Genomic DNA, 18740 nt, shown 5'->3' with positions numbered 1-18740 from the left:
CCCTTACCCGTTCGATCGAACGGAACTATTTATCCAACATCAAACGCGCCGTCGCCTTCGCGCTGCCGACGACGCCGGGGATTCCCGCGCCCGGATGCGTCCCCGCGCCGACGAAGTAAAGATTGGAAATTGCATCGTCGCGATTGTGCGCGCGCAGCCAGGCGCTCTGCCACAGCACGGGCTCGAGGCTGAACGCGCTACCGAGGTGCGCCGACAGGTCGCGCCCGAAATCGGCGGGCGTATAGTGAAAGCGCGTCACCAGATTGGCGCCGAGGCCGGGGAGCACGCGCCGCTCGACCTCGGCGAGAATCGCGTCGGCAAAGCGCGCGCCGAACGCGCCGTCCCAGTCCTTCTGCGCCTTGCCGAGGTGCGCGACGGGCGCGAGCGCATAAAAGCTCGCATGTCCGGGCGGCGCCATGCCGGGGTCGGTCGCGCTCGGATGGTGGAGGTAGAGCGAGAAATCGTCGGGAACCACGCCGCCCCGATAGATATCGTCGAGCAGCCCCTTGTAGCGCGGTCCGAACAGGATGCTGTGGTGCGCGATATCGGGGTAATCGCCTTTCACCCCGAAATGGACGACGAACAGCGACGGCGACCAGCGCTTGCGCGCGAGGCGTTTCGCCGCCATCGGCCCGCGGGCGTGCCCCGCCAGCAGGTCGCGATAGCTGTGCATCAGGTCGCCGTTGCACGCGACCATGTCGGCGTCGCCGCGCCAGCCGCTCGCAGTAACGACGCCGGTTGCGCGGTCGCCTTGCGTCTCGATCGCCGTCACCGCATCGCCGAGGCGCAGCGTGCCCCCGAGCCGTTCGAACAATCGCACCATCGCCGCGACGAGCGCATTGGTGCCGCCACGCGCGAACCAGACGCCGCCTTCCTTCTCGATCGTGTGGATGAGCGCATAGATGCTGCTCGTCGTCATCGGATTTCCGCCGACGAGGAGCGTGTGGAACGACAGCGCCTGCCGCAGCCTTTCGTCCTTCACATAAGAGGAGACGATCGAATAGACGCTGCGCCACGCCTGATATTTGGCGAGCGCGGGCGCGGCGCGGAGCATCGAGGCAAAGTCGAGAAAGGCGACCGCGCCGAGCTTCACATAGCCCTCCTCATACACCCCCTTCGAATAGGCGAGGAAGCGGCGATAGCCCTCGACATCGGCGGGGTTCAGCCGCGCGATTTCAGCGGCGAGCGCAGCCTCGTCGTTTGAATAGTCGAAGGTCGAACCGTCGGGCCAGTCGAGCCGGTAGAAAGGGGTGACGGGGACAAGATCGACGTCGGCGGCCATATCCTGCCCGCTCAGCGCCCATAATTCCTCGAGGCACGGCGGATCGGTGATCACCGTCGGCCCCGCGTCGAAGGTGAAGCCGTCGCGCTCCCAGTGATAGGCGCGCCCGCCCGGCTTGTCGCGCGCCTCGACGATCGTCGTCGCGATCCCCGCCGACTGGAGCCGGATCGCGAGCGCGAGTCCGCCGAATCCCGCGCCGATCACGATTGCCCGTTTTGTCACAGCCATTTCAGATCCTTGATGGCGCCAATGGCGCGCCCCACCGCTACGGGCGGCCTGCCCGAAAGCACGCGCACCATGTCGCGCCGCGTCGACGCCCCGGCATAGAAGCGCGCAATCAACGCGGGCGACAGGCGATAGAAGCGCTCGAAAATGCGATAGCGTTCGGCCGGATCGGCGGCGCGGAACAGCATCGCGGCGAGCAGGCGATAGAAACGCTGGCGCCGCCACGCCGCGGCGGCATCGGCGCGCAGCTTCGCCGCAAAATCGGGCCGGTCGACGAGCGTCGGCAGCGCCGCCGCCGTGCGCACCGCGTCGGGAAGCGAATAGCCGGTGGTCGCGTGAAAGCGCCCCGCGCGCACCCCGATCCGCGCAACCGCGTCCTCCGCAGGCCACAGCGCGGCGAAGTCGCCGCCCATCACCACGGGAAGCCAGCCGACCTCCTCGCGCGCCACCGCGTCGACCGCCCAGCCCTGCGCCGCGCAATAATCGGCGATGCGTTCGCGCACTGCCGCGACGTCGAGGTCGGCATCGTCGCGGTAATAGGTATCCTCGACAAAGACCGTCTCGGCATCGAAGGGCAGGCAATAGACGAAGCGATAACCGTCGATCTGTTCGACGCGCGCATCCATGACTATCGGGCGGTCGAGCCCGTGCCCGCCCTCAATACGCACCGCCTGCCCGACGAACTTCTGCCAGCCGCAGTCGATCGCACTGAGGTCGCCGACGCCGCGCGCGTCGATGACGTGGCGCGCCGTCAACACGCCGCCATCGTCGAACCGCACGCGCCCCGGCGTCAGCTCGCACGCCAGCTTCGCGATCACCCGCTCGGCGGGCAGCGCCGCCGCAACCGCGCGCGCGAGTGCCTCGCTTTCGATGCTGTTGTACGGCATCGCAAGGCCGCGCCGATGGCCGGGAAAGGCGACGTCATAACCCTCCCACCGATGGCCGATCAGCGGCGCGACGAGCCAATGGTCGCCGGGCGCGACATCGCCGTCGAAAAAGGACCAGAGATGATTGCCGCCGACCGGCCCCGGCTCGACCAGCCGCACGTCGAGGTCGGGGCGCCGTCCGGCGAGCGCGAGCGCGGCGAGCCCGCCCGCAAGCCCGCCGCCGACGATGGCAATGTCACAGTCGGGCGTCGGGGCGGCGGTCATGCGTCAGCCCTAGCGGTGCGGCGGCGCGGGGGCTATTGCTTTTGCATGGACAGGCCCATTCCCGCGCGCCGCCCCGCATGAGCGCGGCGCTCGCCATCGCGCTCTCGGCGCTCGCGATGACGTTGATCGTCGGGGGACGCTACCTCTTGTCGAGTGGCGCCTTCGCGCTCGCGACGCGCCTCCGTCACCCCGGCCTCTACCGCGGCCTCGAGCGCCAGATGCGCCGCGAGATCGGCTGGAGCCTTGCGAGCGCCGCCATCTATGGCGTGCCCGCCGGGATCGTCGCGTGGGGCTGGCAGGCGCACGGCTGGACGCGCATCTACACCGACGCGGGCGCCTGGCCGCTCTGGTATCTGCCCGTCAGCCTGCTTCTCTACCTAGCGGCGCACGACACATGGTTCTACTGGACGCACCGGCTGATGCACCGCCCGCGCTGGTTCCGGCTTGCCCATGCGGTGCATCACGACAGCCGCCCGCCGACCGCGTGGGCGGCGATGAGCTTTCACCCGGTCGAGGCGGTGACGGGCGCGGTCGTCATTCCCGCGCTCGTCTTCCTCATCCCGATCCACGTCGCGGTGCTCGGCCTTGTCCTCGCGATCATGACCGTGATGGGCGTCGGCAATCATATGGGGTGGGAAATGTTCCCACGCGCGCTCGTTCATGGACGCGCGGGGCAATGGCTGATAACCGCAACGCATCACCAGCAGCATCATGCTGCCTATAAGGGCAATTATGGCCTCTATTTTCGTTTTTGGGACAGGCTTTGCGGTACCGATATCGGCCTTGGCGATTTTGCCGCTGCTCGCCGCGGCGGCGAGCCCGCCCCCGGTCGTTGAGGTCAGCGTCACCGGGCTGCGCAGCGTCAAGGGACAGCTGCTCGTCTGCCTGACGACCAACCCGAAAGCCTTTCCCGATTGCAGCAAGGATGCGGCGTCGGTCCGCATGGCGGTGAAGTCCGCCGACGCGGCCGATTTCGAGATCGCGACCCCCGCGAAGGGCGTCTATGCAATCGCCGTCGTCCACGACGAAAACAGCAACGACCGGATGGACAAGGCGCTTTTCCTCCCGAAGGAAGGTTTCGGCTTTTCGCGCAATCCGGCGATCGTCGCGGGACCGCCGAGCTTCAAGGCGGCAAGCTTCGCGGTCGACGGCGACACGCGCGTCGCGATCAAGATGAAATATATGCTGTAGGCGGCACGATGGTCTGAGGTTTGAAAGAACCCGGCCTCCTTTACCCCCTCCCGCAAGCGGGAGGGGCAGCGAGGCTTGCCAGCTTGCTGGCTAGCCGCAGCGGGGTGGGTATTTCGCACCGCTGCTGGCCCACCCCCGACCCCTCCCGCTTGCGGGAGGGGAGATGAGCCCCCCAAGCCCGATTGTCGCGGCATCGCCGCACCGCTAAGAGTGCGGGCGTGACCGCGCTCCTCCCCCGCTTCGCCCAATTTGTCGACCGCTGGCCCAGCGCCATCGCGCTGATATTGGGCGCCGTTTCGGCGACGGGATTCGCGCCGCTCGGCCTGTGGCCGCTGACCCTCGCGGCGCTTGCCGGCTGGATGGCGATCGTCGCGCGCGCAGCCAGCGGCTGGCGCGCGCTCGGCGCCGGCTGGGCGTTCGGGGTCGGCCATTTCCTGATCGGACTCAACTGGATCGCGACCGCCTTCACCTATCAGGCGGCGATGCCCGCATGGCTCGGGTGGATTGCTGTGCTGCTGCTCGCGCTCTATCTGGCGGTATATCCTGCGCTGGCGGCGTGGGGCGCGTGGGCGGTACAAAGATTCGTCGCTCCCGCGAAGGGTGGTGGGAGGCGCGCGACTCCCGACAGGGCCGCTGGCGGTTTACGCGGCGGCGATGGCGCAAGGCCGACAACGACCCCCACCTTCGCGGGGGCGACGCTCTCCTACATCCTCGCCTTTGCCGCGCTGTGGACGCTCACCGAATGGCTGCGGAGTTGGGTGTTCACCGGTTTCGCCTGGAATCCTTTGGCTGCCATTCAATTGCAGGCGAGTGCGTCCGCCATTTGGATAGGAACCTATGGTGCTTCCGGCTTGGTAATTTTGGTCGCGGGGGCGCTGCTGATTGCGATCCGTCGTCGTTTTTCTGCGGCAATTGCTTTGCTCGCGGCGGCAGGCGTCACGATTGGGGTGGCGACCATATGGGTCGGGCACCAGCAGTTCGAGGCTAGGGTCGCCCGCGACAGCGGGGGCGAGGGCAGCGCCACCCCCATCACCCTCGTCCAGCCCAACATCGGGCAGGCGGACAAGTGGGAGGGCGACAAGGCCGACGCCAATTTCGCCAAGCTCGCGCGGCTGACCGCTCCCGAAAGCGACACGCCCCGTCTGATCCTGTGGCCCGAGGCCGCGATTCCCGATTATCTCGAATGGGGCTATCCCGCCGTCTATTACGACCGCTCGCCGCTCGAGGCGCGCGCTCGGCTCGTTCAGCTCATGAACCCCGGCGACGTCATGCTGCTCGGCGCGTTGAAGCTCGAACTCGACAAGAGCGGCGATGTGGTCGGCGCGCGCAATGCGGTGATGACCGTTCACGCCGACGGCACGCTCGGCCCGCGCTACGACAAGACGCACCTCGTCCCCTATGGCGAATATCTGCCGATGCGGCCGCTGCTGTCGGCGATCGGCCTGTCGCGGCTCGTGCCGGGCGACATCGACTTCTGGCCGGGGCCGGGACCGCGCACGTTCGACCTCGCGCGCTTCGGCCGGGCGGGCCTGCAAATCTGCTACGAGATCATATTTTCGGGGCAGGTGGTCGACCGCGCCAACCGTCCCGATTTCATCTTCAACCCGTCGAACGACGCCTGGTTCGGCGCGTGGGGGCCGCCGCAGCATCTGGCGCAGGCGCGGCTGCGCGCGATCGAGGAGGGGCTGCCCGTCGTCCGCTCGACCCCGACGGGGATCAGCGCGATCATCGACGCCGACGGGCGCATCGTCGACTCGATTCCGATGCACCGCGCGGGGCGCATCGACGCGATGCTGCCGCCGCCGCACGCGCCGACGCTGTTCGCGCGATATGGCAATGCGCTGCCCGTCGGATTCGCGCTGCTGCTGCTCGCGCTCGCCATTGCCATTCGCCGCCGCGGGCGCTAACAGCGCCGTCACATAAAGCTTCCTTTATATACGATTCAAAGAAGGCCCCCCTCCATGCGCAACAGCTTCCTCTTCACGTCCGAAAGCGTGTCCGAAGGTCATCCCGACAAGGTATCCGATCAGATCAGCGATTCGATCGTCGACCTGTTCCTGTCGAAGGACCCCGAGGCGCGCGTCGCGTGCGAGACGCTGACCACGACGCAGCTCGTCGTGCTGGCGGGCGAAATCCGTTGCAAGGGCGTCTATGAAGACGGCGCCTGGGCCCCCGGCGCGCTCGACGAGATCGAGGCGACGGTGCGCAACACGGTGAAGGAAATCGGATACGAGCAAGAGGGCTTCCACTGGAAGGACCTGACCTTCGAGAATAATCTGCACGGCCAGTCGGCGCATATCGCGCAGGGCGTCGACGAAGGCGAAAGCAAGGACGAGGGCGCGGGCGACCAGGGCATCATGTTCGGCTATGCGTCGGACGAAACCCCCGACCTGATGCCCGCGACGCTCGATTACAGCCACAAGATCCTCGAACGCATGGCCGCCGACCGCAAGTCGGGCGTCGCGCCCTTCCTCGAACCCGATGCGAAGAGCCAGGTCACGCTGCGCTATGCCAACGAGCGCCCGGTCGAGGCGACCGCGATCGTCGTGTCGACGCAGCATGCGCCCGGCTATTACTGGCACAATGGCGAAGGCGACGAGGCGAAATATCAGGAGCTGCGCAAATATGTGCTCGGCGTGATCGCCGACGTGCTGCCCGCCGAGCTGCTCACCGCGAACACCGTCTATCACATCAACCCCACGGGCCGCTTCGAGATCGGCGGGCCCGACGGCGACGCGGGGCTCACCGGCCGCAAGATCATCGTCGACACCTATGGCGGCGCGAGTCCGCACGGCGGCGGCGCGTTCAGCGGCAAGGACCCGACAAAGGTCGACCGTTCGGCGGCCTATGTCACCCGCTATCTTGCGAAGAATATCGTCGCCGCGGGGCTTGCGCGCCGCTGCACGATCCAGCTTAGCTACGCCATCGGTGTCGCCGAGCCGCTGTCGGTCTATGTCGACCTCCACGGCACCGCGGCGAACGGCGCGAGCGAGGCCGCGCTCGAACAGCTTCTGCCGCAGCTCGTGCGCCTGACGCCAAAGGGCATTCGCACGCATCTGGGGCTCAACAAGCCGATCTATCGCCAGACCGCCGCCTATGGCCATTTCGGCCGCCAGGCCGACGGCGACGCCTTCCCGTGGGAACGCACCGATCTTGTGGGCCAGCTCAAGGCCGCCTTTCCGGGCTGATCGGCGGCGATCGCCGCTTGCCTTCACCGCCCCGTTCTGACAGCAAGTCGCGGGAACGGGGGGATATATGGCAAGCATCTGGAAATCGGCGATCGCTCTGGGCGCGGCGCTCGCCGCCGCCGCTTCGCAGCCGTTGGCGGCGCAGGAAGAGGTGGCGGTCGAGGCCGGCAAACCGTGGAACCATGCCCCCAGCGGCATTTCGGTGCCCGCGACGATCGATGGCATCGCGCGCGGGCGCGTCACCCGTTTTGACCAACAGGATCTCGACGTCGCCGCCAGCTTTTTCCGCGGGTCGCCCCAGGAAGCGCTGACCGTTTATGTTTTTCGGAACACCAACGGCAATGCGTCCGTCTGGCTGTCGCAGGCGCAGGGGTCGATCGAGAACGGAAAGAGTTTCGGAACCCCGTCGCTCGCGATTGCGCCGGCGACCTTTGCTCCGACGGCGCAGAGCGGGGCGATTGGCGTCCACGCCGTCTATGCGCTGACGGGCACCGACTATCGAAGCGCCGGGGTCGCGATCTTTCCGGTCGGCGACTGGTACGTGAAAGTCAGGGCGAGTTCGACATCGCGTTCCCCCGCGGAAAATGCTGCATGGATGAAGCGGGTTATTGGAGCGCTCATCCTTCCGACGCTCTCTGCCGGAGCCGCCGCCACGCCCGTTATTCCTTGTTCGACGCCGCTCGGTGCGGCCAACAGCGCCGACAGCACGGCGACGCAAGGCGCTGGCATTTCCCAGCCCTCGGACCGGATCGTTGCCGCCCAATGGTGCCGCGAGACGCGGATGGAGGGGAACCGGGCGGTCTATCGTCCCGTCGGAACGACCGATCGCTATCTGTTCGCGATCGGCGACAATGGCAATGCGGTGACCGTTCGCGGTGAGGGCGGCTATTATTCCGGCAATCTCATCACCGCAGCCAAGTCGTTCGCCCTGCCACCGCAAACGGCGCTGCCGACGCCGCAGCGCGTGCTCGAGCTGATGGCGGCGGACAAGGCAGTGGGTGTGTTCGACACCTGGCCCCCGCGACGCTGACGGCAACGCAACGCCCCTTGCCGCGCGCGCGTCCGCTCGGCTAGGGCGCGCGGCATGACCGCTTACAAATCCGGCGACCCGACGACGCTCAACCGCCTCTATGGCCGCGCCAAGGGCAAGCCCCTTCGCGCGGGCCAGCAGGATCTGGTCGACACGCTGCTGCCGCAGATCGCGGTGCCGGCCGACGGCGACGTCACGGCAGAGTGCCTGTTCGGCTATGATCGCCCGCTGCATTTCGAGATCGGCTTCGGCGGCGGCGAGCATATGGCGGCGCGCGCCGACATGCTCCCCGATCACGGCTTCATCGGCGCCGAACCCTTTATCAACGGCGTCGCGCAGGCGCTCGTCCATGTCGCGGGCGATCATGGCGCGCATCCCCCGCTCGGCAACGTCCGCATCCATCACGGCGACGCGCTCGAGGTGTTGCGGCGCATCCCCGACGGCGCGCTGAGCTTCGCCTATCTGCTCCACCCAGACCCCTGGCCCAAGGCGCGCCATGCGAAGCGGCGGATGATGAACGACGGCCCGCTCGACCTGATCGCGGCCAAGCTCAAACCCGGTGGCGAGTTCCGCTTCGGCACCGACCATCCGGTCTATCTGGCGCACGCGCTGATGGTGATGCGCCGCCGCCGCGCCCAGTTCGAATGGCTCGCGCAGGACGCGCGCGATTTCCTCGTCCGCCCCGGCGGCTGGCCCGAAACGCGCTACGAGGCCAAAGCGCGCGCGCAGGGGCACGAGGTCTGGTATTTCCGCTACCGCCGCCGCTAGGCGCGCGCAACGCAAGCTTTGCGCTGTCGCGGTCCGTCATCAATATGGCGATTTTATCTGGATGCCCCGCGAGGATTCGAACCTCGATAGACGGAATCAGAATCCGTAGTCTTACCATTAGACGACGGGGCAGGAGGGGCGCGCAATATGATTGCTGACGGGCGCTGTCAAGGCTGCGTGGCCGCCGCGCACAAGCGCGCTTGCGCGGTCGCGATTCGCCGCTAGCATCGCATCGATAAGATAAGCGCGCCGCGGGGTTGCGGCGGGCGCGCGCAGGAGTGGGCTATGCGTCACGTCGCAATCGTCGGGTCGGGCCCGGCGGGCTATTATACCGCCGAGGCATTACAGAAATCGGACGACATCGCCGTCGACGTGATCGACCGCCTGCCCGTTCCCTATGGGCTGATCCGCACGGGCGTCGCGCCCGACCATCAATCGATCAAGGCGGTTTCGCGCCGTTACGAGGGCGTCGCGCTGACCGACAATGTCCGCTTTGTCGGCAATGTCGCGGTCGGCAGCGATGTCGGTATCGACGAACTCACCACGCTCTACGACGCGGTCGTGCTCGCGACCGGTGCGCCCAACGACCGCCCGCTCGGCATTCCCGGCGCCGACCTCGACGGCGTGATCGGCAGCGCGGCCTTCGTCGGCTGGTACAACGGCCACCCCGATTTCGCCGCGCTCGACCCGCCGCTCGATTCGGCGGGGGTTGCGGTGATCGGCAACGGCAATGTCGCGCTCGACGTCGCGCGCATCCTGGCGAAGACCCCTGCCGAATTCGCGGGCAGCGACATCGTCGCGCACGCGCGCGACGCACTCGCGGCGAGCAATGTGCGGCAGATCCACATTCTCGGCCGTCGCGGACCGCACCAGATTGCGATGACGCCCAAGGAACTTGGCGAGCTCGGCCACCTCGAGCGCGCGGCGCCGCGCGTCGACCCCGCCGACCTGCCGCCCGAGGGCGACGATGCGCTGCTCGAACCCGGGATGCGCAAATCGGTGACGCACCTGCGCGATTTTGCCGCGAACCCGGTCGCGAAGCCGGTGACGGTCGACTTCGACTTTTTCGCGATGCCGGTGGCGTTGGAGGGAGAGGGGCGCGTCCAGCGCGTCATCGTCGAGCGCACCGAACTCGACGCCGACATGCGCAGCCACGGGACCGGGGAAACCTATGCGGTCGACGTCGGACTGGTGATCAGCTGCATCGGGTATCAGACGCCGCCGATCCCCGGCGTCCCCTATGAACATGGCCGCGGCCGTTTTGCGAGCGACGAGGGGCGCATCCTGCCCGGTCTTTACGCGGTCGGCTGGGCGCGGCGCGGTCCGACGGGGACGATCGGGACGAACAAGCCCGACGGCGCGCGGATCGCCGAAATGGTGGTCGCGGACATCGGCCGCGGCGCGGGCAAGCCGGGGCGCCCCGGGCTCGACACCTTGCTCGCGAGCCGCGGCGTCGTTCCCGTGACCTTTCGCGACTGGCGCCGGATCGAGGCGGCAGAGGTCGCGGCGGCGCTCGACGGCGCGCCGCGCGAGAAGTTCACCAGCGTCGAGGCGATGCTCGCCGCGATCGGGCGTTGAGGGCGCGCGTTCGCACCGCGCTGCGCTGGCTGCTCGCGCTTGGCTATGCCTATGCGGGCTATCGTCACCTCGCGACGCCTGCGCCCTTTCTGGCGATCATGCCGCCGTGGGTGCCAATGCCCGCATTCGTCGTCGCCGCGACCGGCATCGCCGAGCTTGCGGGCGCGCTGGGGCTGGCGATCCCGGCGACGCGCAAGGTCGCGGGCTGGGGCCTCGCGCTCTATGCGCTGTGCGTCTGGCCCGCGAATTTCCACCATGCGTTCGCCAACATGGCGATCGGCGGCGAGGTGCTCGGCTGGTGGTATCACGCCCCGCGCCTCGCGGCGCAGCCGCTCATCATCTGGTGGGCGCTATGGGCGAGCGGCGCGGTCGAATGGCCCTTCGGCGGCCCGCGCAGTCGCCTCGCCCCTCCTCCTTGACGGGGGAGGGCTTATGTCATTTCGCCGCAGGGGTTTCGATCGGCAGGGCGCCCTTGCGGCTCGCGGCATGGGCTTCGACCGCCTTGAGCACGCGCAGCATGTTGCCGCTCGCGATCTTTTCGAGTTCGGCCTGCGAATAGCCGCGCCGCGCGAGCTCGGTGAACAGCGCGGGATATTTCGACACATCCTCCAGTCCCTCGGGCAGCACGTCGACGCCGTCATAATCGCCCCCGATGCCGATATGGTCGACGCCGATGGTGCGGCGCAGATGGTCGATATGATCGGCGACGCGCTGGGCGTTGGTGCGTGGCGCCGGATGCGCCGCGTCCCACGCCAGGAGCGCGGCGTCGGCGGCGGCCGGATCGCCCGGATGGAGTGCCTTGAGGCGCGCCTGCTCGGCGGTGCGCGTCAGCCCGTGCGCGCGCACCTCGGCGTCGACGAAGGGGGGGTAAAAGACGACCATGACGATCCCGCCGTTCGCCTTGACGCGCGGCAGCACGCTGTCGGGGACGTTGCGCGGATGGTCGTTGACCGCGCGCACGCCCGAATGGCTGAACATCACCGGCGCCTTTGCCTCTTCGAGCGCGTCGAGCATCGTCGCCTCGCTGACGTGGCTGAGGTCGACGATCATCCCGATGCGGTTCATCTCGCGCACCAGCTGGCGCCCGAAATCGTTGAGCCCGTCGTGGACGGGCGCGTCGGTCGCGCTGTCGGCCCAGGGCGTGTTCTTCGAATGGGTGAGCGTCATGTAGCGCACGCCGAGCGCGTGCATCTGGCGCAGCACCGCGAGCGACGAGCCGATCGAATGGCCGCCCTCCATCCCCAGCATCCCCGCGACCTTTCCGGCCTTCATCGCGCGTTCGAGTTCGGCGGTGGTCGATGCGAGCGCGAGGTCGGCGGGATAGCGCGCCGCCATCCGCCGGATCACGTCGATCTGTTCGATCGTCTGCTGCACCGCCTTTGCCTCGTCGGTCGTCGCGGGCACCCACACCGACCAGAATTGCGCACCGACGCGCCCCGCGCGCAGCCGCGATATATCGGTGTGCATCGCGATCAGCGGCTTTTCGGCGTCGGGCTTGGCGGTGTCGGTCGTGTCGCGGAAATCGAAATCGTTGATCATATTGTGCGCATGGTCGCGCAGCGCCCACGGCGCGTCATTATGCCCGTCGAACACCGGCGCGCGGGCCAGCGCGGCGGCGGCCACGGCTTCGGGCGGTTGCTGCGCGGCGGCGGGGGTGGCGATCAGGGCGAGTGCGGCGAGGCCGGCGAGCAGGGGCGCTTTGGTCATGGCGCGCGACCTTAAGCGCTTGAGCGGACTGTGCAAGAGCGTGGCCAACCCTGCGACCGACAGGTCGCGCCATATTTTTCACACAAAGACACAAAGGCACAAAGAAGGAGCAAAATGCAGCTGTCTTTGTGCCTTTATGTCTTTGTGTGCGATATTGCGAAGCGCTTCCGGCGCGTCCGAACTTGACGCATACGTCAAGCACGCGCAGCATCGGCGCATGACAGCCTTCGACGACTGGCGCGCGCGTTCGCCTTATTATGACGAAACGCACGAAGCGCTCGCGCAGAGCGTCCGCCGCTTCGTCGCGCGCGAGGTCGCGCCGCACATCGACCGCTGGGAGGCGGAGGGCGAACTGCCGCGCGCGCTGCATAAAAAGGCGTCCGACGCGGGCATCCTCGGGCTGCGTTATCCCGAACAATATGGCGGCCACAGCACCGGCTTCGACATTTTCCACGGGCTCGTCGTCACCGAAGAGCTGGCGGCGGTCGGCGCGGGCGGGCTTGGCGCGTCGCTGATGACGCACGGCATCGGGCTGCCGCCGATACTCGCGCTCGGCTCCGACGAACTCAAGCGCCGCGTCGCGCCGCCGGTGCTCGCGGGCGACCGGATCATCGCGCTCGGCATTACAGAGGCGGGCGGGGGCAGCGACGTCGCCAATCTCAGGACGACGGCGGTGCGCGACGGCGACGACTATATCGTCAACGGCGGCAAGATGTTCATCACCTCGGGAATGCGCGCCGACTGGCTGACCTGCGCGGTGCGCACCGGTGGGCCCGGCGCGGGCGGCATATCGCTGCTGCTGGTCGAGATGGACGCGCCGGGGGTCGAACGCGCGCGGCTCGACAAGATGGGCTGGCGGTGCAGCGACACCGCCGCGATCCACTTCAGCGACGTCCGCGTCCCCGCCGCGAACCTCATCGGCGCCGAAAATGGCGGCTTCATCGGCATCATGCGCAATTTCAACAGCGAGCGGCTCGGCATGGCGATGGGCTGCTGCGCAATGGCGCGCGTCGCGATGGCCGAGGCGGCCGAATGGGCGCAACAGCGCGAAACCTTTGGAAAGCCGCTCGTCGGCCACCAGTCGATCCGCATCAAGCTCGCCGACATGGAACGCCAGATCGAAGCGACGCAGGCGTGGGTAGACCTGTGCGCGTGGCAGGTCAAAGAGGGCAAGGACCGCCCCGCCGATTTCGCGATGCTCAAGGTGCAGGCGACGCGGATGCTCGAACATGTCGCGCGCGAGGCCGCGCAGGTGCTGGGCGGCGCAAGCTATATCACCGGCAGCAAGGTCGAACGCATCTACCGCGAGGTCCGCGTTAATGCCATTGGAGGAGGCAGCGAGGAAATCATGCTCGACCTCGCGGGTCGGCAATTGTTTGGAGGAAAAAGATGAACGAGATCGCTCGAAGCTGGCCCGCCGAGGCCGAGACCCTGTTGGGCGACCTCGTGACCTTGCGCCGCGCGATTCACCGCGAGCCCGAACTCGGCCTCCAAAACCCGAAAACGCTCGCGAAGATCAAGGAGGCGCTCGCCGGCCTCCCGCTCGAATTTCGCGAGGGGCCGTCGACGACCGGCCTCGTCGCGATCCTGCGCGGCCCCGCGAACGGGCGCACCGTGCTGCTGCGCGGCGACATGGACGCGTTGCCGCTGGTCGAGGATACGGGACTCGACTTCACCTCCGAAACGCATGGCGCGATGCACGCCTGCGGGCACGACACGCATGTCGCGATGCTCGTCGGCGCGGCGAAGCTGCTGTGCGCGGCGCGCGACCGCCTGCCCGGCACGGTGATGTTCATGTTCCAGCCGGGCGAGGAAGGCCATCATGGCGCGCGCTTCATGCTCGAGGACGGGCTGATCGACCCGCTGCCCGACGCGGCGTTCGCGCTCCACATCATGCCCAACGCGCCGCACGGCATTTTCGCGGGGCGCGCGGGGCCGCTGCTCGCCTCGTCCGACGTGCTGTCGATCCGCGTCAAGGGCGCGGGCGGCCATGCCTCGATGCCGCACGATGCGGTCGATCCCATTCCGGTCGCGTGCGAAATCGTCTCGGCGATCCAGACGATGGTGACGCGCAAGGTTTCGGTGTTCGACCCCGCGGTCGTCACCATCGCCAGGATCGCGGCGGGGACGACGAACAATATCATCCCCGAAAGCGCCGAGATGCAGGGGACGATCCGCACCCTGTCGCCCGAGCGCCGCGCGATGGTCGCGCGCGAGCTCCGGCGCCTCGCCCCCGCGATTGCAGAGGCGCACGGCTGCACCGCCGAGGTCGAGATAGAGGAAGGCTTCCCCGTCACCGTCTGCGACGCGCGCGCGGTCGCCTTTGGCCAGTCGGTTGTGGAGGAGACCTTCGGCGAGGCCGCATGGCTGACGATGGACAACCCCGTGATGGGCGCCGAGGATTTCGCCTATGTCCTCGAAAAAGTCCCCGGCGCGATGTTCTGGCTCGGCGCGAGCCACGAGGGCAGCGACTGGCGCGCGTGCTGCGGCCTCCACTCGAACCGCATGGTCCTCGACGAAAAGGTGATGGCCCGCGGCGCCGCCCTCCACGCGGCGCTGGCCGAACGGTTTTTGAACGAGGGGTTTGCGTAGGGAAATCTCACGCAAAGGCGCAAAGGCGCAAAGAAGAAGATTCGTCAGCCGCGATGGTTATTGGCGACGCGGCGGACCCCTTCCTTGAAGGTTTCGCCGCCAAAGTTGATGAGCAGGCCAAGCGGAAGCTCAAGCAGGCGAAGATAAGTCAAAACCTGTTTGCCGTGAAGCGGCGACAGCCGCTCCACGGATTTGAGTTCGACGAGCAATTGGCCTTCGATCAGAAGGTCGGCCCGAAACCCCTCCGGCAACTCGACGCCGTCATAACGGATGGGGATCGGCGCCTGCCTCTGAACATTTAGGCCGCGGTGCACGAGTTGGTCGAACATTATCGCTTCGTAGACCGATTCGAGCAGCCCCGGCCCCAGATTCTTGTGCAGGTGGAATCCGCAATCGACGGCGACGCTGGCCAGTTCCTCGATGTCCAAGCTGCCCCCTTCTTCGCGCCTTTGCGCCTTTGCGTGAGATTTTCCTTAGCCGAAACTCACGGCACCAGCACCGTATCGACCGGCTCCGCCAGCGTCTCGGGATAGTCGAGCGTGTAGTGCAATCCGCGGCTTTCCTTGCGGTGGAGCGCGCTCCGCACGATCAGCTCGGCGCACTGGAGCAGGTTCCTGAGTTCGATCAGATCGGTGGTCACGCGGAAGTGGCCGTAATAATCCTCGACCTCGCCCGTCATCATCTTGATGCGGTGCTGCGCGCGCTCGAGCCGCTTGGTGGTGCGCACGATGCCGACATAGTTCCACATGAACCGGCGGATCTCGGTCCAGTTCTGCTTGATCACCACCTCTTCGTCCGAATCGGTGACGCGGCTTTCGTCCCACGGCCGGATCGGCGGCGGCGCCTCGAGCGTGTCCCAGCGCGCGATAATGTCCTTCGCCGCCGCCTCGCCGAACACGAAACATTCGAGCAGGCTGTTCGACGCCAGGCGGTTCGCGCCGTGCAGGCCGCTCTCGCTCACCTCGCCCGCGGCATAAAGGCCGGGAAGGTCGGTGCGCCCGTCGAGGTCGATGAGCACGCCGCCGCACGTATAATGCTGCGCGGGCACCACCGGGATCGGCTGCTTGGTCATGTCGATGCCAAGGCCGAGCAGCTTGTCATAGATGTTCGGGAAATGCCCCGCGACGAAATCGGCGTCCTTGTGACTGATGTCGAGGTGGACATAGTCGAGCCCGAAACGCTTGATCTGGTCGTCGTTGGCGCGTGCGACGATGTCGCGCGGCGCGAGTTCGGCGCGCGCGTCATAGTCGGACATATAGCGATGCCCGGTCTCGGGGTGCCGCAAAATCCCGCCCTCGCCGCGCACCGCCTCGGTGATCAGGAAATTCTTGACGTCGAGGTTATAGAGGCAGGTCGGGTGGAACTGCATCATCTCCATGTTGGAAACGCGCGCACCCGCGCGCCACGCCATCGCGATGCCGTCGCCGGTCGCTCCTCTTGGGGCGGTGGAGAATTGATAGACGCGCCCCGCGCCCCCGCTCGCGAGGATGGTCGCGCGGCCGACATGCGCGTGGACCTGCCCGCTCGCCTCGTCGAGCGCATAGACGCCCCACACGCGCCCCGACCCCGAATAGCGTTCCTCGTGCCGCCCCGTGATCAGGTCGATGCACGCCTGCCCGGGGAGCAGCGTGATGTTCGGATGCGCTTCGGCGGTCTTGAGCAGCGCCGCCTGCACCGCCCAGCCGGTCGCGTCGTCGACATGGACGATGCGGCGGTGCGAATGGCCGCCCTCGCGCGTCAGGTGCAGCGCGCCTTCGTCCATGTTGAAGGGCACGCCCATCTCGACGAGCCGCGCGATCGCCTGCGGCGCATTCTCGACGACGAACTCGACCGTCTCGCGCCGGTTGAGCCCCGCGCCCGCGACCATCGTGTCGTCGATATGATTCTCGAACGTGTCGCCCGCGTCGAGCACCGCGGCGATGCCGCCCTGCGCCCAGGCGGTCGACCCGCCGGTGAGGTTGCCTTTCGCGAGCACCAGCACCTTGCAATGGTCGGCAAGGCTGATCGCGGCGGTGAGGCCAGCGGCGCCCGATCCGACGATGATGACGTCGTGGGGAGAAGAGGTGCCGCCTTCACCCATTGGCCGCGCGCGTCAGGTTCAGAAACACATCCTCAAGGTCCGCTTCGCGCGTCGACACGTCGACGATGCCGTGCCCCATTGCATTGACCGCGGCGAGCACTTCGCCCGCGTTCATCCGGTCCTTGTTGTAATGAATGGCAAGCCCGCGTTCGCCCTCGCGCTCGATCTTGTCGAACGCAGGGTGCGTGGGCAGCGTGTCGATATCCTGGTCGAGCGTCACGACGACGATCTTCTCGCGCGCCATGTCGACCAGCTCGCGCGTCGGCTTGTTCGCGATCAGCCTGCCGTGGTTGATGATCGCGATCCGGTCGCACAGCTCCTCGGCCTCCTCCAGATAGTGCGTCGTCAGCACCACCGTGACGCCGCGATCGTTGAGGCTCTGCACAAATTCCCAAAGCTGCTGGCGCAATTCGATGTCGACCCCCGCGGTCGGCTCGTCGAGCACGATGATCGGCGGCGAATGCACCATCGCCTTGGCGACGAGCAGGCGGCGTTTCATCCCCCCCGACAAGGTGCGCGCATAGGCGTCGCGCTTGTCGCTCAGATGCACGGCGGCGAGCAGTTCGTCCGAAATCCGCTTCGCCTTTGGCACGCCATAAAGCCCCGCCTGATTCTCGAGCGTCTCGAACGGCGTGAAAAAGGGATCGAAGACGATCTCCTGCGGCACGATGCCGATCGAATATTTGGCGTTGCGCGGGTCGGCGTCGATGTCGAAGCCCCAGATGCTCGCGTTCCCGCCCGTCTTGTTGACCAGCCCCGCAAGGATGTTGATCAGCGTCGACTTGCCCGCGCCATTGGGTCCAAGCAGCCCGAAAATTTGCCCGCGCGGGACGTCGAAGCTGACGTTGTCGAGCGCCTGCTTGCCCCCCGCATAGATTTTGGAAACGGCGTCGATGCGGATGGCGGCTTCGGTCATGCCCGCTTCCATAGCCGCGCACCCGCCCGCGCGAAAGAGGGGGCGCGCGCAGCATTGTCTATGCGGCCGTAAACATATTTTGGGGCTGGGCTTGCCCGGTGGCCGCGCCGGGCTGAACATGCATGTGCAGACCCGATTGCGGCGATCACGCGGCCTTGCTATGGGCGCGGTCGATGACCCAGCCCGCACCCGAAACGATCCGCACGCCCAAGACCCGCATCGCCTGCGACGGCACCGGCGACGGGCTTGCCGACGCCGCGCTCGGCCATCCGCGCGTATGGCTGGAAATCGACCCCGACGACGGCTTCGTCGATTGCGGCTATTGCGACCGTCGCTTCATCCTGACCGGCGGCGTCGCCGACATATCGGCCTGAACGGCGCCGCGCGTCAGGCGGCGAACCGCTGGACCTGCGGCTATGCCGCAGCGTCGTCGCGCAGCAGCGCCGCGACCGCCTGTTCGACCATCGCTGCCGCCGCCTCGGCGCCGAAGCTTGCTTCGTCGAGCGAGAGTTCGAGCCACAGCCCGTCGACCAGCGCGGTGAGCATGATCGCCAGCCGCTCGGGCTCGCGTGCGCCGCACGCGGCGAGCAGCTCGGCCAGCCGCGCGCGATAGCCGGCGTAACTTGCGGCGTGGATTGCGGCCATGCGCGCGTCGCTGCGCGCGAGTGCCCAGAAGGCGGTCCACGCGCCGAGCAGTTCGGGGTCGGTCACCGGCGCGCGGAAGCTTGCGGTCAGATAGGCTGACAGGCGCGCGCGGGGGGCGTTGCCCGCGCCCGCGACCGCGGCGGCGAAAATCGCGTCCATCCGGTCGCTCGTCGCCTGATAGGTCGCCGCGATCAGCTCGTCGATCCCTGCGAAATAATGGCGCAGCAGACCCGGCGACACCCCCGCGCGCGCGCAGATCGCGCGCACATTGGTGCCCGCGAGCCCCACTTCGGCAAGGCACGCCGCCGCCGCCTCGATCAGCGCGGCGCGGCGCGCATCGGCGCTTTCGCGCGTAAAGGCTTGGCGGGCGGCTTCCATCTTGTTATA

The 18740-nt window shown here is 67.5% G+C and carries 18 protein-coding genes and 1 tRNA gene; 11 read left to right on the top strand and 8 right to left on the bottom strand.

The genetic code is table 11. The features are described 5' to 3' along the window. Positions 1-25: 25 nt before the first annotated feature. Positions 26-1504: a phytoene desaturase gene (locus JI743_RS10645; RefSeq protein WP_201928749.1), complete on the bottom strand. Its 1479-nt coding sequence runs from the start codon at positions 1502-1504 to the stop codon at positions 26-28. Continuing rightward, complete coding sequence (gene crtY / locus JI743_RS10640; RefSeq protein WP_201928282.1) at positions 1501-2658, bottom strand: lycopene beta-cyclase CrtY; 1158 nt, start codon at positions 2656-2658, stop codon at positions 1501-1503. Before crtY ends, JI743_RS10645 begins: the two co-directional genes overlap by 4 nt. A gap of 77 nt (positions 2659-2735) precedes the next feature. On the opposite strand from crtY, the gene JI743_RS10635 reads away from it, so the two are divergent. The 6 genes from JI743_RS10635 (at position 2736) to trmB (ending at position 8835) form a co-directional block, all read left to right on the top strand. Then, positions 2736-3494: a sterol desaturase family protein gene (locus tag JI743_RS10635; RefSeq protein ID WP_201928281.1), complete on the top strand. Its 759-nt coding sequence runs from the start codon at positions 2736-2738 to the stop codon at positions 3492-3494. Beyond that, positions 3442-3849 carry a DUF2141 domain-containing protein gene (locus tag JI743_RS10630; RefSeq protein WP_236659863.1) on the top strand — a complete coding sequence of 136 codons (408 nt, stop codon included), beginning with the start codon at positions 3442-3444 and terminating at the stop codon, positions 3847-3849. The genes JI743_RS10635 and JI743_RS10630 overlap by 53 nt, the downstream gene beginning before the upstream one ends. A gap of 218 nt (positions 3850-4067) precedes the next feature. Further along, positions 4068-5756 (top strand): apolipoprotein N-acyltransferase, encoded by a 1689-nt coding sequence (lnt, locus tag JI743_RS10625; RefSeq protein ID WP_201928279.1) that lies wholly within the window; start codon positions 4068-4070, stop codon positions 5754-5756. A 54-nt stretch (positions 5757-5810) separates the two neighbouring features. Then, a complete protein-coding gene (gene metK, locus JI743_RS10620) occupies positions 5811-7037 on the top strand; it encodes a methionine adenosyltransferase (RefSeq protein ID WP_201928278.1) in 1227 nt (408 codons plus the stop codon). Between the two features lie 67 nt (positions 7038-7104). Then, a complete protein-coding gene (locus tag JI743_RS10615) occupies positions 7105-8067 on the top strand; it encodes a hypothetical protein (protein WP_201928277.1) in 963 nt (320 codons plus the stop codon). A gap of 54 nt (positions 8068-8121) precedes the next feature. Next, positions 8122-8835, top strand: a complete 714-nt coding sequence (trmB, locus tag JI743_RS10610) for a tRNA (guanine(46)-N(7))-methyltransferase TrmB (protein WP_201928276.1) — start codon at positions 8122-8124, stop codon at positions 8833-8835. Positions 8836-8893: 58 nt separating this feature from the next. On the opposite strand, the gene JI743_RS10605 is transcribed toward trmB, so the two are convergent. Continuing rightward, a tRNA-Gln gene (locus JI743_RS10605) sits at positions 8894-8967 on the bottom strand. A gap of 153 nt (positions 8968-9120) precedes the next feature. On the opposite strand from JI743_RS10605, the gene JI743_RS10600 reads away from it, so the two are divergent. Together JI743_RS10600 and JI743_RS10595 are read left to right on the top strand one after the other, a co-directional pair. After that, a complete protein-coding gene (locus tag JI743_RS10600; protein WP_201928275.1) occupies positions 9121-10413 on the top strand; it encodes an FAD-dependent oxidoreductase in 1293 nt (430 codons plus the stop codon). Beyond that, the gene (locus JI743_RS10595) at positions 10410-10832 is read left to right on the top strand and encodes a DoxX family protein (protein ID WP_201928274.1); all 423 of its coding nucleotides are present in this window, start codon (positions 10410-10412) and stop codon (positions 10830-10832) included. The genes JI743_RS10600 and JI743_RS10595 overlap by 4 nt, the downstream gene beginning before the upstream one ends. 16 nt (positions 10833-10848) lie before the next feature. Here JI743_RS10595 and JI743_RS10590 read toward each other — a convergent pair whose 3' ends face one another. Then, the gene (locus JI743_RS10590; protein ID WP_201928273.1) at positions 10849-12120 is read right to left on the bottom strand and encodes a dipeptidase; all 1272 of its coding nucleotides are present in this window, start codon (positions 12118-12120) and stop codon (positions 10849-10851) included. A 217-nt stretch (positions 12121-12337) separates the two neighbouring features. Between JI743_RS10590 and JI743_RS10585 the strand changes: the two genes are divergently transcribed. Continuing rightward, positions 12338-13513, top strand: coding sequence for an acyl-CoA dehydrogenase family protein (locus tag JI743_RS10585; RefSeq protein WP_201928272.1), 1176 nt, complete (start codon positions 12338-12340; stop codon positions 13511-13513). Next, the gene (locus JI743_RS10580; protein WP_201928271.1) at positions 13510-14712 is read left to right on the top strand and encodes a M20 metallopeptidase family protein; all 1203 of its coding nucleotides are present in this window, start codon (positions 13510-13512) and stop codon (positions 14710-14712) included. The genes JI743_RS10585 and JI743_RS10580 overlap by 4 nt, the downstream gene beginning before the upstream one ends. 44 nt (positions 14713-14756) lie before the next feature. Here JI743_RS10580 and JI743_RS10575 read toward each other — a convergent pair whose 3' ends face one another. Genes JI743_RS10575 through JI743_RS10565 form a run of 3 tightly spaced genes read right to left on the bottom strand, consistent with a single transcriptional unit; the run spans position 14757 to position 17708 of the window. Next, the gene (locus JI743_RS10575; RefSeq protein WP_201928270.1) at positions 14757-15140 is read right to left on the bottom strand and encodes a GxxExxY protein; all 384 of its coding nucleotides are present in this window, start codon (positions 15138-15140) and stop codon (positions 14757-14759) included. 56 nt (positions 15141-15196) lie between these two features. Then, the gene (nadB, locus tag JI743_RS10570) at positions 15197-16792 is read right to left on the bottom strand and encodes an L-aspartate oxidase (protein ID WP_201928269.1); all 1596 of its coding nucleotides are present in this window, start codon (positions 16790-16792) and stop codon (positions 15197-15199) included. Further along, entirely contained in the window at positions 16785-17708 is a 924-nt protein-coding gene (locus tag JI743_RS10565) for an ABC transporter ATP-binding protein (protein WP_201928268.1), read from the bottom strand. Before JI743_RS10565 ends, nadB begins: the two co-directional genes overlap by 8 nt. A 173-nt stretch (positions 17709-17881) precedes the next feature. Here JI743_RS10565 and JI743_RS10560 point away from each other — a divergent pair, with 173 nt between their 5' ends. Beyond that, positions 17882-18082 (top strand): zinc-finger domain-containing protein, encoded by a 201-nt coding sequence (locus JI743_RS10560; RefSeq protein WP_201928267.1) that lies wholly within the window; start codon positions 17882-17884, stop codon positions 18080-18082. Positions 18083-18122: 40 nt separating this feature from the next. Here JI743_RS10560 and JI743_RS10555 read toward each other — a convergent pair whose 3' ends face one another. Then, positions 18123-18731 (bottom strand): TetR/AcrR family transcriptional regulator, encoded by a 609-nt coding sequence (locus JI743_RS10555; RefSeq protein WP_201928266.1) that lies wholly within the window; start codon positions 18729-18731, stop codon positions 18123-18125. Positions 18732-18740 lie beyond the last annotated feature (9 nt).

This window comes from Sphingopyxis jiangsuensis (genome assembly GCF_016734905.1).
In the GTDB taxonomy this organism is placed as follows: domain Bacteria; phylum Pseudomonadota; class Alphaproteobacteria; order Sphingomonadales; family Sphingomonadaceae; genus Sphingopyxis; species Sphingopyxis jiangsuensis.
This window is presented reverse-complemented; position numbering and strand designations above follow the sequence as displayed.